We start from the raw sequence: 12,017 nt of genomic DNA on the forward strand, positions 1-12,017 counted from the left end.
CCGCCGGTCACCTTTCGGCGCCAGCGTGGCGGACGACACCCGACGCGTCGACAGCTCAAGCAGCGTACCCGCAGGTCAGGGCGCGGTGATACTGGGTGCCGCGCCGGAGCCGAACGACCAGCCTTCCACCGTCCCCGGCGCCGGGTTGTAGCTGGTCGCTCCCAGCGTGCTGTAGGTCCAGGCGGCGCCGCTGCCGGAGGCGTGCCAGTACGACCAGTACGCGCTGGCCGGCGGGGTGTTGATGCAGGGTTCCGTCGCGGCGGTCGGCTTGCCGTTGATCCGGCAGACGAAGGCCAGCCCCCATCGCTGCGTACCGGTCACCGTGAAGCCGGCGCCCTGCAGGGCGGCCAGCCCGGTGGCCGGGTCACCGAGCGCGCACGCCACCTGGACGCCGCCGCCGAGCGAACCATAGTCGACCACCACGGTGACCCCGGTCGTCCCGGTGCAGGCGGCGGCCTGCGCGGCTCGTGGAGACGGCTCGACAGCGATCAACCCGACGGCGACGACAGCCGCCACCGCGATGCTCGCCAGCCACCGACGGACGGGATCGTAGACCTGGGACATGAGCACTCCTTCTGATGGGACGGAATCTGCCGGCCGGTCAGCGGCAGGGCAGGGTGGGCGCGCCGGTGGTCGCGGTGACGGTGGAGAGCCGGGCGTATCCGGTGCCGGCCAGTCCGAGGACAGCCTGGGCGGTGGCGCGGGGGGCGGTTCCGGGATCGAAGACGCCGCCGTCGAAGTCGACCGCACCCCGGTCGGCGACCGGGGCGGCACAACCGACCTGAAGTCCGGCCAGGAAGACGCGGGCCCGGACCCAGGCCAACGGCCGGCCCCCGTCGCGCAACGCCTGGGCCGCCAACCCGGTGCTGTTGGCGTTCGCAACCCCACCGGCGTTGGTGAACCCGCCATCGGCACGTTGCACCGAGATCAGCCAGCGCAGTCCCGCGGCAGCATCGGCCGGGCGGCCAGCGGCCCGCAGCGCCTGCACCGCGGCGGCGGTGGCGTCCACATCAGAGACACAAACCGGCTGCTCCGGCAGCAGCGGATAGCCGCCGTCCGGGCACCGGGTGCCGGCCAGCCATCCGGCGGCGAGCGCCGGCACGCCCTGCGCGGTCCGGTCCAGCGCGAGGAGCGCGAAGGACTGGCTGAACGCGTTGCTGTAGTCACCCCACGCCGACCGGTCGGTGAACCGACCGCCGGGGTTCTGGAGCGACAGCAGTCGGGCGATGAGATCCACACCGCCGACGTCGGTCGGGTCACCGCCGCGGACCGCGACGGCGAGAGCGAGCTTGGCGGTAGCGCCCGCGTACGCCTCGGCGGCGCCGTCGCCGATGTAGCCGTCGCGGATGTCCGGCCGGGTGACCCAGGCCAGGGCCCGAGCGCCGAAGTCGTCGGCGACACCGGCCGCGGCGAACGCGAAGACCGCGTCCAGGGTCAAACCCTGATCCGGGTACGCGACTCCGTCGAAGACAGCCTCGAAACGTTCCCCGTCGATCAACTGTCGGGCCAACCAGCCGGCGGCGGCATCCGCGCGAACGGCGCCGACCTGCGCAGGTGTGGCGATCGCGGGTGTGTTGAGGGTGAGGGCGGCGAGTATCCCGCAGAGCAGGGCGAGCAGGCGGTGCCGGCTCAGGCGAACGACCATCGGGGAGCGCCTTTCCGGCCCGGCGGTCGTCAGGAACCCGGCCCGCCCGGCGATGGCCCGGCTGGCCGGCCTCCGACCCGTGGGCCACGACGGGTGAGGAGCAGAGACTCGCGAGTACGGCAGGTATTCGGGCTCGCCACCAGGAATGCTCCCAGCGGCCTACCGTTGCGGGCCAGCGCCGGACTTCGACCGGACTTCCCCCGCACGCACACGCGGTTGTGCAGTTGTCGCGCCAGTCTCGTCCGCCACACGGCCACTGTCAATCAGCTGTCGAACACACCGCGCAGGGCCTGGCAGCTTCCGCTGCCAGGCCCTGCTGAGTGGTTGATCAGGCGCAGCTCTGGCCGTTGAGGGTGATCGGCGACGGCACGTTCGGCGTGCCGGTGGCGTTGAAGCCGAAGGTGACGGCCCCGCCGCTCGGGATGCTGGCGTTGTAGGCCAGGTTCGACGCGGTCACCGCCGGGCCGTTCTGGGTGATCCCGGCGTTCCACGGGGTGGTGATGGTGCTGCCGGCCGACAGGTTCCAGGCCAGCTGCCAGCCGTTGATGGCAGCGGCCCAGTTGTAGATGGTCACGTTCGCGGTGTAACCGCCCGACCAGGTGGTGACCTGGTAGGACACCTGGCAGGTTGCCGGGCCGGCGGTAGCGGTCACCGGGACGATGTCGCCGAAGTCGTCGCGTACGGTGGCGAAGTCCTGGAAGCCGATGCCGCTGCCGAGGCCGCTGGTGTGGGTGCCGGCGGCCAGCACCGAGCCGTCCGGCTTCACCTGGTAGACCGGGCCGCCGCTGTCACCGCCGTAGCCGGACTCCCCGCCGTCCAACTGGGTGGCCTCGACCAGGTCCTGCTCGTCGGTGTAGTGGAACTGCACCTCCAGGTTGCAGATGGGAGCGCCGTGGATCTCTGCGGTGGTCTGCCCGGACTGGCAGAGGATCTGGCCGGGGAAGACCTGGGTCCAGCCAGCCACCGGCACCCTCGTCGACTCGTGCAGGCCGCCGACGTACACGTCGCTGCCGGCCGACGCTGCGCTGATCAGTGCGATGTCGTGCGGGCCGTGGCGTTCGACGATGAACCCGATCGGCTCGCCGACGCCGTCGAACCACTCGCCGCCGAGCGGTCCACAGTGCGCGGCGGTGAGCACATAAGGGGTGTCGTCGGCGAGGTCGCGCACCCCGAAGCCGGACGTGCAGAGGTCCCCTCCGCCGTTCCAGATGCGCGCGCCACCGTTCCACGGGGCATCGTCGTCGAAGCGGGTGGCGTGCTGTTCCGGCTTCTGGGCCACCACGGTGCTGGTCTTGACGCCGGTGGCGGGCAACGCCGGAACCTTCGCTCCGCCGGCGGTGTCGACGGCCACCTCCAGCCCGCTGCCATCGGTCCTGATTCGCACGGTGTGCGCCGCATCCGAGCGATCCTCCGCCACGACACGGCGCAGCTTCACCGCGGCGGCCTGTAGTTCCTTGCCGCTGTACCTGGCCGGCTCGACCCTCACCTCGGCGAGCTTTTCGACGCTTCGGACGGCTGCGGCGATGTCGGCCGGCACGGCCCCCTTCCACCACAGCGTGACGTGGTTGTCGACCAGGCCGAGGCCGGCGTAGCCGCGCGGCTCACCCGCCTCCACGGCGGATCGAATCACGCTGGCGGCGTCGACGAGCGTCAGCTGTCCGGCCATCCGCTCCTGCACGGTGGGCGACAGTCTCTCAAAGAGATTCGCGGCGGGTACGCCGGGCGGCGCGGCCGGTGAGGCGGCGGCGACCCCGGCCGTGGTCAGTCCGACTGTGGACAGCGTGAGCGCTGCGGCAGCGGCCACGCGGAGGGCGGTTCGGAAGGTCTGCATGGCCCAGAGTCAACCGAGAGTGACGACTCGCAGCCATGCAGAAGCACCGGCAACTTCACCGTGAGCATGTGGGCAGTGACACACCGACGGTGGTGACCTTACTGGAGCGTAGTCATTAGCGTCACTCAGGACAGCTGAGCACACCCCACCGGGACGGGCTGTGAGTGACTACGGACGACTCGCGGGTGGTTCCGCACTCAGGGTGCTGCGTACCGCCGCCGGGCTGACCATCGACGGTCTGGCCGCACGATCGGGCGTGAGCCCGCGCACCATCGGCGGCATCGAGCGGGGCCGCATCCGGCGCCCCCACGAGGGCACCCTCGCCGCGCTGGCCGGGGCCCTGCGCCTCGGCCCGGACGACCGCAGCCGGCTGCGCGCCGCCGTCCGGGTCGAACCGGCGGCGATCGGCCTGCCCCGGCTGACGCCGTGCTTCACCGGACGCGACGACGATCTCGACCGGCTGGCCGGCGCCGCGTCCCGGCACCGGGTGATCGAGCTGGCCGGCCTGCCCGGCATCGGCAAGAGCGCGCTGGCGGCGCAGGCCGCCGCCAGGATGAGTGGCGACTTTCCCGACGGGGTGCGGTTCGTGGCGCTGGGCGGCTCGCCCGCTCCACACCCCGCCGCGCTGGCCCGGGAGCTGGCACGCTCGCTGGGCGACGACGCGCCGGACGACGACCCTGCCGCGGTCGCGGCGTGGCGGCGGCTGGTCGGCGGGCGGCGGATGCTCCTGGTCTTCGACGATGCGTCCGACGCGGTCCGGCTGGCACCGCTGCTGCCGGACCGGGGAGCGTCGGTAGCGGTGGTGACCACTTCCGGGCGGCCGACCCTGCCACCGAGGCGCGCCCGGCGGGTGCTCACGCCGTTGCCGACGACCGACGCCGAGCTGGCGCTGCACCGGATGATCGGCTCGACGGCCCCGGACGCGCGGGTGTCCGAGCTGGCGCAGCTCTGCCACGGTCTGCCGCTGGCGCTGCGCACCGTGGCGAACCGGGTGCGGACCCGGCACCCGTGGTCGATCGAGCGCATCACCGCGCAGCTCGCCCGGCCAGGGCGGCAGCTTGAGGCACTCACCGCCGGTGACCTGTCGGTGGGCGCGGCCCTTGAGCACGGCTACCGGAGATTGCCGGAGCCGCTGCGCGCGGCGGTCCGCGCGCTGGCCGCGTCGACGCCGCCCGCAGCGGCGGTCGCCGACCTGGCCGGTTGCGGGTGGATCGCCGGCGAACACGGGATCAATCCGATCCTGCTCGCGTTCGCGGTCGCCCGCGCCGCAGGCACCCGCCCGGCTGTGCCGCTCGCCGCAGCCTGAGCCGCTAGCGGCCCGCCGGTCCGGGCGCCCACGACGCTCACCCGTGCCGCTCTGCCCATCCACCCGCAACACCCGATCGGCCGCCGCTCAGCCACCGTCCGCCCCGGAGTTCAGCTCGGCCAACGCCGTACGGGCGCGGGCGACGCTATCGGCGTCACCGAGCGAGCCAGCCAGCTCGACCGCCGCCGCCAGATGCTCACCCGCCTCCGCAGGGCAACCGGTGCGGCGCAGGGCCTCGGCCAGCTCGATCAGTGCGGCCATCTCCTGGGTCCGCAGCCCGCAGGAGCGCGTGCCTGCCACCGCCTCGCGAAGGATGCCGACCGCCTCGCCCCAGCGCCCCAGATCCGTCAGATCCAACCCGATCCACCGGCAGGCGATCGCGTCCGAGTAGGCGCGCGGCACGGCCGCGATCGGAAACTCCGCGTCGCGCAGCAGCCGCAACGTACGCCGGTGCACCCGCAGCGCGTCGGACGTACGGCCGAGCGCCCGCAACGCGATGCCGAGCATCGACATGGCCTGCGCCGTGCCCTCGTGATCTCCGGCCGCGCGTAGCATCCTGCTGCCTCGCTGCAACAACCTCCGGGCGGCTTCGAACTCACGAAGCCGGAGCTGCGCGGACGCGGCGTAGAGCAGCGCCCAGCCTTGCTGGGCCCGGTCGCCGGCCCGCTGCGCCGACCGCAGCGCCGCCCGGGCGGTTTCCAACCCTGCGGAGGCGTCGTTCAGACAGAGCGTCTGCGCCCAGGAGAGATAGTTCAGGTGCGTGGCCTGCCGGGTCAGGTCACCGGTGCGGGTCGCCGCCTCAGCGGCCAGCCGGAAGACCTCCGGCCAGATATCCAGGTAGATCCGCTGGTCCGAGAACCAGTGCAGCGCGTCGGCGACCGCGACGACCAGGTCGTCCCGTCCGGTCTCGGCCGCGATCCGCAGCGCTGGGAACCAGTTCTCCCGCTCGGTGTCGAGCCAGTCGCGGGCCTGGTCCGCGTCCAAGTTGTCGTCCGGTGCCGGTCCGCCGGGCTCGAAGTGCCGCCCGGCCCGGACGGTTGCCTCCAGCAGCCAGGTCACCAGGTTCTCCCGCAGCGTCGGCGCGGCCGACGGCTCGTCCCGCTCCAAACAGGCCATGGCGAAGGCGCGGACCAGGTCGTGCAGCCCGTAGCGGTCCGGTGGCCGGAGCCCGAGCAGTCCGGACTCGACCAGCCCGTCGAGCCGATCCTCGGCCTCGGCCAGGTCGACTGCGCACAGGACGGCCACGGCTTCCGCGCCGAAGTCCGGCCCCGGGATCAGCGCCAGTCGCCGCAGCGTCGTGCGCCCGGTCACCGAGAGCCAGCGGTACGACAGCGTGAGCGCCGCGGACAAACCGGAGTTGCCACCGTCGATGGCAGCGACGCGATCCCGAGCCTGCGCGAGACGTGCGTCGAGATCGGCGACGGTGAGCGTGGGTTCGTCGCGCAGCCGCTGCCCGGCGATCCGCAGCGCAAGCGGCAGGTGCCCACAGTGCCCGGCGAGTGCGGCGATCCGCTCCGGCGGGGCTTCCTCAATGTGGCCGACCGTCCGCAGCAGCGCCATCGACTCGGCCGGTGACAGTGGCTCCTGCGGCAACCAGTGCACCGCCTCCAGCCCGCTCAGCCAACGCCGACAGGTAAGCAGCACCAGGGCCGGGCCGTCGCTGGGCAGCAGCGGACGCACCTGCTCTTCTGAGGCCGCATTGTCCAGCACCAGCAGCGTTCGCCGATGCCGGAGCAACCCACGGTAGATCCGGGCCCGCTCGGCAACGTCGGATGGTATCCGCGAGGCGCCCAGGCCAAGCGCCAGCAGCAGCCGTTGCAGCACTTCGCCGGCGGTCGCCGGGTGCTCGTGGGTACCGCGCAGGTCGACGAAGAACCGCCCGTCTGGATAACGGTCGGCGAGGTCGTGGGCCGCGCGCAGCGCCAGCGCCGTTTTGCCCACGCCGGGCTGCCCGGTCAGTACGGCGACGATGGCCGGCGGTTCCTCCGATCCGGCGAGTTCGGTCAGCCTGCCGAGCGAAGCGACCCGGCCGGTGAAATCGGCGGGCGGCGCGGGCATCGGGCACGGTCCGGGCGGCGGACGGCCCACGCCGGCGCTCTCCTCGATCAGAGCACGGTCGCCGGCCGGCGGCGCCAGCACGTCGAGGACCGCGGTCAGGGTACGGCGCTGCGGCCGGCGGACCAGGTCACGCTCGAGGTTGCTCAGCGCCCGGGTACTCACGCCGGACCGGTCGGCAAGTTCCTCGATCGTCAGTCCGGCTGCCGCCCGATGGTGCCGCAACAGCTGTCCCAGGCTGGTGCCGTCGCCCACCCGCACCCCGACCCCCGCCTCCGCACGACGTCGACCGGGCAATCGTATCGACGGAAGCCATGAGCTTGCGATCGTCCGGGCGCACTGCCGTTCGCCGTGGCCCTACTCCCGGTGCCTGTCAAGTCGGACGGCGCGCAGCACGATGTCGTTGACGTGGTGGGTGCTGATCGCCCCCGGGGGGCGCGGGCGGGTCTCGTGCACGTCGACGCGCCAGTCCCCCGAAGCCGCGATCTCGGCGGCGATGTCGTCGATGCCGACGTACGCCTGCGGGTCGTACATGCGGGTCTGCTCGGCGGGGTCCGCCGGTTCGAGCCCGGTCAGATCGTGGCTGACGACGAGCAGCGTCCCACCGACCGCCACGGCGTCGAGCAGGTTGCGCAGTCCGCGCTGCTCGGGGGTGCGCTGGAACGAGCCGTACTGCAGGGAAACGAGGTCGTAGGTCTCGTCCGCGTATGCGGCGGGTTCGTTGGCGTCGCGGTGCAACGTGCGCACGTCGAGCCCGCGACGTTCCGCTTCGGCCCGGATGCGGCCGAGTGCCCTGCTGGAGACGTCGGAGGCGGTCACCTGCCAGCCTCGTTCGGCCAGCCACAGGGCGTCGGCTCCTTCACCCGCGCCGATGTCGAGCGCCCGCCCGGGAGGCAGGTCCGTCGCCTCCGCCACGAGTGTGCCGTTCGGGTTGGCGCTCCACATGCGTTCCTGGTCCCCGTACCGGCTGTCCCACTCGATCGCGACGCCGGAGGGACGGACACCCGCCGTGGCGTCCTCGGCGGCGAGGCTGAAGGCGATCTGGGCACCGACCCAGCTACCGTTCGCCGCGGCCGGCAGGACCTGGGCACTCGGATCCGTCAGGTTTCCGGCGGCGAAGACGCCTTCCACGCTGGTGCGCCCGGTGGAGTCGACCTTGACGAGCTGACCGAGTCCGCTGGGGTGGGCCGCGGTGTCGATGCCCAGCCCGGCGAGCATCTCGACCCGGGGCCGGAAACGGGCCCCGGCGAGGATCGCGTCGGCTGGCAGGCTGCGGCCGTCGGCGAGCTCGACGACGAGTGACCCGTCCGGGCCGGCGTTCGCCACCCGCCGCACCGCGCCCTCGACCACCGGAACCCCGGCGGCGACGAGGGCCTGCACCGCGGCCGGCTCGATCCCCGTCGCGCCGTGCAGCACCACGGTCAACTGGTCGGTCAGGTGCCGCATCAGCGGGGTCGGGTGCAGTCCCATCGCCGCCGTGACGATCTGCACGACCCGCAGGTCACGGACCTCCCAGCCATGGCAGAACGGACAGTTGATCACCTGGCGGCCCCAACGCTCGGCGAGGCCCTCGATGTCGGGAAGCTCATCGACGATGCCGGTCGCGGCCAGTACCCGGCGGGCGACGAGACCGTGGCCGCCCGAGAGCGCGAGGTGGAAACCGTCGTCCTCGTTGCGCACCGCCAGGACCCGGCCGGTGAGGACGTTGCCGCCGTAGCTACGGACCTCCGCGCGCCCGATGGTCCGCATCGCCTCGGGCGGGGTGCCTTCGCGTCCGAGGTAGCCGTGCATGTGCGCGGCCGGCGCGTTCCGCGGCGTGCCGTCGTCGACGACGATGACCGAGCGGCGCTGACGGGCGAGTTGCAGCGCGGCCGCCAGACCGGCCGCTGAGCCGCCGATGACGGCGACGTCGCACCTGCGGACGATGCTCTGGTGGGGTGGGTGTTCGGGTGTTTCGTGTGCGTGCTCCGTCATGCGTCCAGCGTAGGAACGCCTGGCGTCAGGTGAAAGGCAGTTTGCGGAATCCGCAAGGTGGGTTCATACTCGGAGGATGAGCGACCGCAGTGAGGTGGAGCGGCTGGCGCGCACCCGGCTGCGCAGCATCCGCACTACGCTCGGCTACTCCCTGGACGAGCTCGCCGAACGCACCAACCTCAGCCCGTCCACGATCAGCCGGGTCGAGACGGGAAAACGGACGCTGAGCCTCGACGTGCTCGTCCCCCTGGCCGCCGCGCTACAGGTCAGCCTCGACGTGCTCTTCGAGGCGACCAGCGACGAGGACGTGGTGATCCGTCCCGTGCAGCACCGCTCGGGTTCGCGCACGACGTGGCCGCTGAGCCGCGTCGATGGGCGCACCATGGCGATGAAGGTTCGGTTGGAGCCCGAGGCGACGATGCCGGCCCAGCGGGTCCATCCGGGCTACGACTGGCTTTTGGTGCTCGAAGGCAGGGTGCTGCTGTGGCTCGGCGAGCGGCAGATCGAGGTGGCAAAGGGTGAAGCAGCCGAGTTCTCCACGATGACGCCACACTCGATGACGGCGCTCGACCGGCCGGCCGAGCTGATCATGATCTTCGACCGCGAGGGCCAGCGCGCACACCTGCACCAGTGAGCGTGAAACCGGCAGGAATGGACACCGGCAGGTCCACACCGATCACGCGGCATCGCCAGGGCGGCGATCTCCTGGGCCGCCGCACGACCGAAATCCCTCCTCGGTCGGTGCGACGGCTTCCGCCTGGACCGTCGCCGAGGTTCACGCCGTGCCGAAGAAGCTCCTGAGGGCCGGCATCCGGCGGATCAGGAGTTGGTCCAGGGCGAGGATCACCAGCAGCGACAGGCCGAACAGGGGCAGGAACACGCCGAGGACGGCCATCGCGGCGAGTAGGAGCCAGTTGCCCCAGATCGGAAGTTTCGCGCGGGGTGCGGCCAGCCCGGAGGCGGTGCCGCGGCGGGTCCACCACATCATCGGCCCGGTGACGCACATGAAGATCACGGCGAGGCAGAACAGCGTGGACAGGATCTCGTTGGCCACGCCGAGGCGCCGCCCCTCGTGCAGGGCGATCCCGTGGGACACGACCTTGGCCATGGCGCTGTAGTCGGCGTAGCTGTACTGGCCGACCTTCTCACCGCTGTACTGGTCGACGTGGACCGTCGTCTCCTGGGTGACGTCGGACTCGGCGGGGTTGCCGACGTTGTACCACTGGCTGCTCATCACACTGAACACGCCTTTGTCGCCCTCGGGATACATGATCAGGTATGGCCCGGGAGTGCCCTGTGCCTGCGCCGTGGCGACGGCCCTGTCGATCGAGATCGGTGTGCCGGCGCCGGTGCTGGTGCCCTGCGGGGCATTACCCGAGGCCCAACCGGCAGGCGCCGACTGACCGTCGCTGTTCTCGATCTGCTGCCGGATGGTGGACTCGGCGCCGGGATCCTCACCCCACAACGACATGTTGCCGTGCGCGGCCAGCTCCGACGCCTTGGCGCCCCAGAAACCGGTCCACGGCAGGCCGGAGACGACGAGCAGCAGGACGCCGAGGCCGACGGGGAGCCCGACGATGGCATGCCAACCACGGACCCGGGCACCGCGTCTGCCCTTGGCCTGGGCGCCGCTGCGGGCCTTCCGGCCGAGGAAGAAGATGATGAACCCGGTGATCGTCAACACGATCCCCCAGGAGGCCCCGAGCTCGACGATCCGGTCCCCGACGCCACCATCACCGATGAGCAGGTCACCGTGGATACGCTCCGCCCAGGTGGAGACGAGCTGGTCCTGGCTGAGCACGCCGGTGACCTCGGCGGTGTAGGGGTTCACGTAGACGTTCGAGGTGCTGCCGTCCGCCTGGGCGGCGACGAACAGGGTGGCCCGGTCGCCGATGCCGTCCTGCACGGACAGGACCGCACGATCCGGGAACTCGGCGCGCACGGCCGCCTCCTGGGCGGACAACGCGACCCGCTGGGCGCCCTCGACCACGGAAACCTTCAGCACCCCAGGATGCGTGAGGGAGTCCACGTCATCGCGGAACATGTAGATCATGCCGGTGACGGAAAGCGCGAAAAGCACCGGAATGACGATGATCGAACCGTAGAAGTGCCAACGCCAGAACGCGGCGAACCAGTTCGTCCGACGGACTCGCGCGGCGGGCGCCGGCGTCTCCGCGGGAGGCGGCGCTTCGGTCTCTGAGACGGTCATCCAAGTGGGCCTTTCAACTGTCGCCGGTCACCCGGGTCACATGGTCTAAGTTGTAGTCGTGCTTGAGGCCCCATGGGTTCCCGTATTGACGATCGTATTTCTACTCACCGGTATCGTCTGCGTCGCCGATCTCGTCATCCGCCGCCGGGCGGTCTCCCGTGACCAGCCCTTCTCCGACGCGGAACTGATCGACATCAACCACACCGTGATGAGCGCGGCGATGATCCTCATGGTCTGGGTGATGGTGGAGGGCGCGGTCGCCTGGGCACAGATCGCGGTCTTCGCGATCCTCGCCCTCGCGCTGCTACCCGCCTACCGACGAACCCGACACACATCGGACCGCGCCGATCTGCTCAGCCACGCCGCGATGGACGCGGCGATGATCTGGATGCTCGCGGCCATGCCCACACTCATGTCCGAGTTGGGAACCGGCGGCGCAGGCGCCGGGCACTCCCACGGCGGCGGCGCCTCCGGCGGAGTACCCGTGCCGACACCGGCATGGGCGGACACGGTCAACATCGCCTTCGTGGCACTCGCCGCCGCCACCGCCCTGTGGTGGCTCTACCGCACCACGACGACATCCCACCACCGACTGCACTCACTCAGCTACTCCGCCATGGCCGCCGGCATGGGAACCATGCTGCTACTCATGAACGTGTGAGGTCTCGCCTGGACCGACCCACGCCGTAGCATCCGGCAGCGACATCTCCGGCGGGCCACCCTTCCAGCGCCCAACACGTCCGCACGGCCGTCTAGCATCGGGCGGTGACTCCGTCCCTTGACGCCCTACCGAAGATCAGCGCACCCGCGACGCGAGCGCTGAACGCCGCCGGCTACACCGCCCTGCGTCAGCTCGCGGGTGTGCCGCGCGCAGACCTCGCCAGATTGCACGGCATGGGGCCGAAAGCACTTGACATCATCGAGGCCGCCCTCGAACAGCACAATCTGAGGCTGAGCTGACCAGTTCTGGTGCGCAGTAGGCGTCGGTCCGCGTCGC

The 12,017-nt window shown here is 71.5% G+C and carries 10 protein-coding genes and 1 riboswitch; of the genes, 4 read left to right on the forward strand and 6 right to left on the reverse strand.

The features are described from left to right. Positions 1-75 precede the first annotated feature (75 nt). The 3 genes from O7601_RS24345 to O7601_RS24355 form a co-directional block, all read right to left on the reverse strand. Positions 76-570 carry a hypothetical protein gene (locus O7601_RS24345; RefSeq protein ID WP_348650215.1) on the reverse strand — a complete coding sequence of 165 codons (495 nt, stop codon included), beginning with the start codon at positions 568-570 and terminating at the stop codon, positions 76-78. Between the two features lie 31 nt (positions 571-601). After that, positions 602-1,645 (reverse strand): prenyltransferase/squalene oxidase repeat-containing protein, encoded by a 1,044-nt coding sequence (locus tag O7601_RS24350; RefSeq protein WP_281563414.1) that lies wholly within the window; start codon positions 1,643-1,645, stop codon positions 602-604. 100 nt (positions 1,646-1,745) lie between these two features. Next, positions 1,746-1,886: riboswitch (cobalamin riboswitch) on the reverse strand. A gap of 87 nt (positions 1,887-1,973) precedes the next feature. Beyond that, positions 1,974-3,476 carry a cellulose binding domain-containing protein gene (locus tag O7601_RS24355; RefSeq protein ID WP_281563415.1) on the reverse strand — a complete coding sequence of 501 codons (1,503 nt, stop codon included), beginning with the start codon at positions 3,474-3,476 and terminating at the stop codon, positions 1,974-1,976. A gap of 160 nt (positions 3,477-3,636) precedes the next feature. On the opposite strand from O7601_RS24355, the gene O7601_RS24360 reads away from it, so the two are divergent. After that, entirely contained in the window at positions 3,637-4,782 is a 1,146-nt protein-coding gene (locus O7601_RS24360) for a helix-turn-helix transcriptional regulator (protein WP_281563416.1), read from the forward strand. 87 nt (positions 4,783-4,869) lie between these two features. Here the strand turns inward: O7601_RS24360 and O7601_RS24365 are convergent, their stop codons facing one another. Both O7601_RS24365 and O7601_RS24370 read right to left on the reverse strand, forming a co-directional pair. Then, complete coding sequence (locus tag O7601_RS24365; protein WP_281563417.1) at positions 4,870-7,092, reverse strand: helix-turn-helix domain-containing protein; 2,223 nt, start codon at positions 7,090-7,092, stop codon at positions 4,870-4,872. Between the two features lie 102 nt (positions 7,093-7,194). Then, positions 7,195-8,811, reverse strand: coding sequence for an FAD-dependent oxidoreductase (locus O7601_RS24370; RefSeq protein ID WP_281563418.1), 1,617 nt, complete (start codon positions 8,809-8,811; stop codon positions 7,195-7,197). A gap of 76 nt (positions 8,812-8,887) precedes the next feature. Here O7601_RS24370 and O7601_RS24375 point away from each other — a divergent pair, with 76 nt between their 5' ends. Continuing rightward, positions 8,888-9,445 carry an XRE family transcriptional regulator gene (locus tag O7601_RS24375; protein WP_281563419.1) on the forward strand — a complete coding sequence of 186 codons (558 nt, stop codon included), beginning with the start codon at positions 8,888-8,890 and terminating at the stop codon, positions 9,443-9,445. Between the two features lie 141 nt (positions 9,446-9,586). On the opposite strand, the gene O7601_RS24380 is transcribed toward O7601_RS24375, so the two are convergent. After that, positions 9,587-11,020: a PepSY domain-containing protein gene (locus O7601_RS24380; RefSeq protein ID WP_281563420.1), complete on the reverse strand. Its 1,434-nt coding sequence runs from the start codon at positions 11,018-11,020 to the stop codon at positions 9,587-9,589. An 85-nt stretch (positions 11,021-11,105) separates the two neighbouring features. Between O7601_RS24380 and O7601_RS24385 the strand changes: the two genes are divergently transcribed. Together O7601_RS24385 and O7601_RS24390 are read left to right on the forward strand one after the other, a co-directional pair. Continuing rightward, a complete protein-coding gene (locus O7601_RS24385; RefSeq protein ID WP_281563421.1) occupies positions 11,106-11,681 on the forward strand; it encodes a DUF5134 domain-containing protein in 576 nt (191 codons plus the stop codon). A 104-nt stretch (positions 11,682-11,785) separates the two neighbouring features. Next, the gene (locus tag O7601_RS24390) at positions 11,786-11,980 is read left to right on the forward strand and encodes a DNA-binding protein (protein WP_281563422.1); all 195 of its coding nucleotides are present in this window, start codon (positions 11,786-11,788) and stop codon (positions 11,978-11,980) included. Positions 11,981-12,017: the final 37 nt, after the last annotated feature.

The sequence above is a fragment of the Verrucosispora sp. WMMD573 genome, from assembly GCF_027497175.1.
Classification (GTDB): Bacteria; Actinomycetota; Actinomycetes; order Mycobacteriales; family Micromonosporaceae; genus Micromonospora.

What these genes read in the sequence shown, in the direction of transcription:
- O7601_RS24350 (WP_281563414.1), bottom strand. Translation starts at nt 1,645, where the DNA reads ATGGTCGTTCGCCTGAGCCGGCACCGCCTGCTCGCCCTGCTCTGCGGG.
- O7601_RS24355 (WP_281563415.1), bottom strand. Translation starts at nt 3,476, where the DNA reads ATGCAGACCTTCCGAACCGCCCTCCGCGTGGCCGCTGCCGCAGCGCTC.
- O7601_RS24370 (WP_281563418.1), bottom strand. Translation starts at nt 8,811, where the DNA reads ATGACGGAGCACGCACACGAAACACCCGAACACCCACCCCACCAGAGC.
- O7601_RS24375 (WP_281563419.1), top strand. Translation starts at nt 8,888, where the DNA reads ATGAGCGACCGCAGTGAGGTGGAGCGGCTGGCGCGCACCCGGCTGCGC.
- O7601_RS24380 (WP_281563420.1), bottom strand. Translation starts at nt 11,020, where the DNA reads ATGACCGTCTCAGAGACCGAAGCGCCGCCTCCCGCGGAGACGCCGGCG.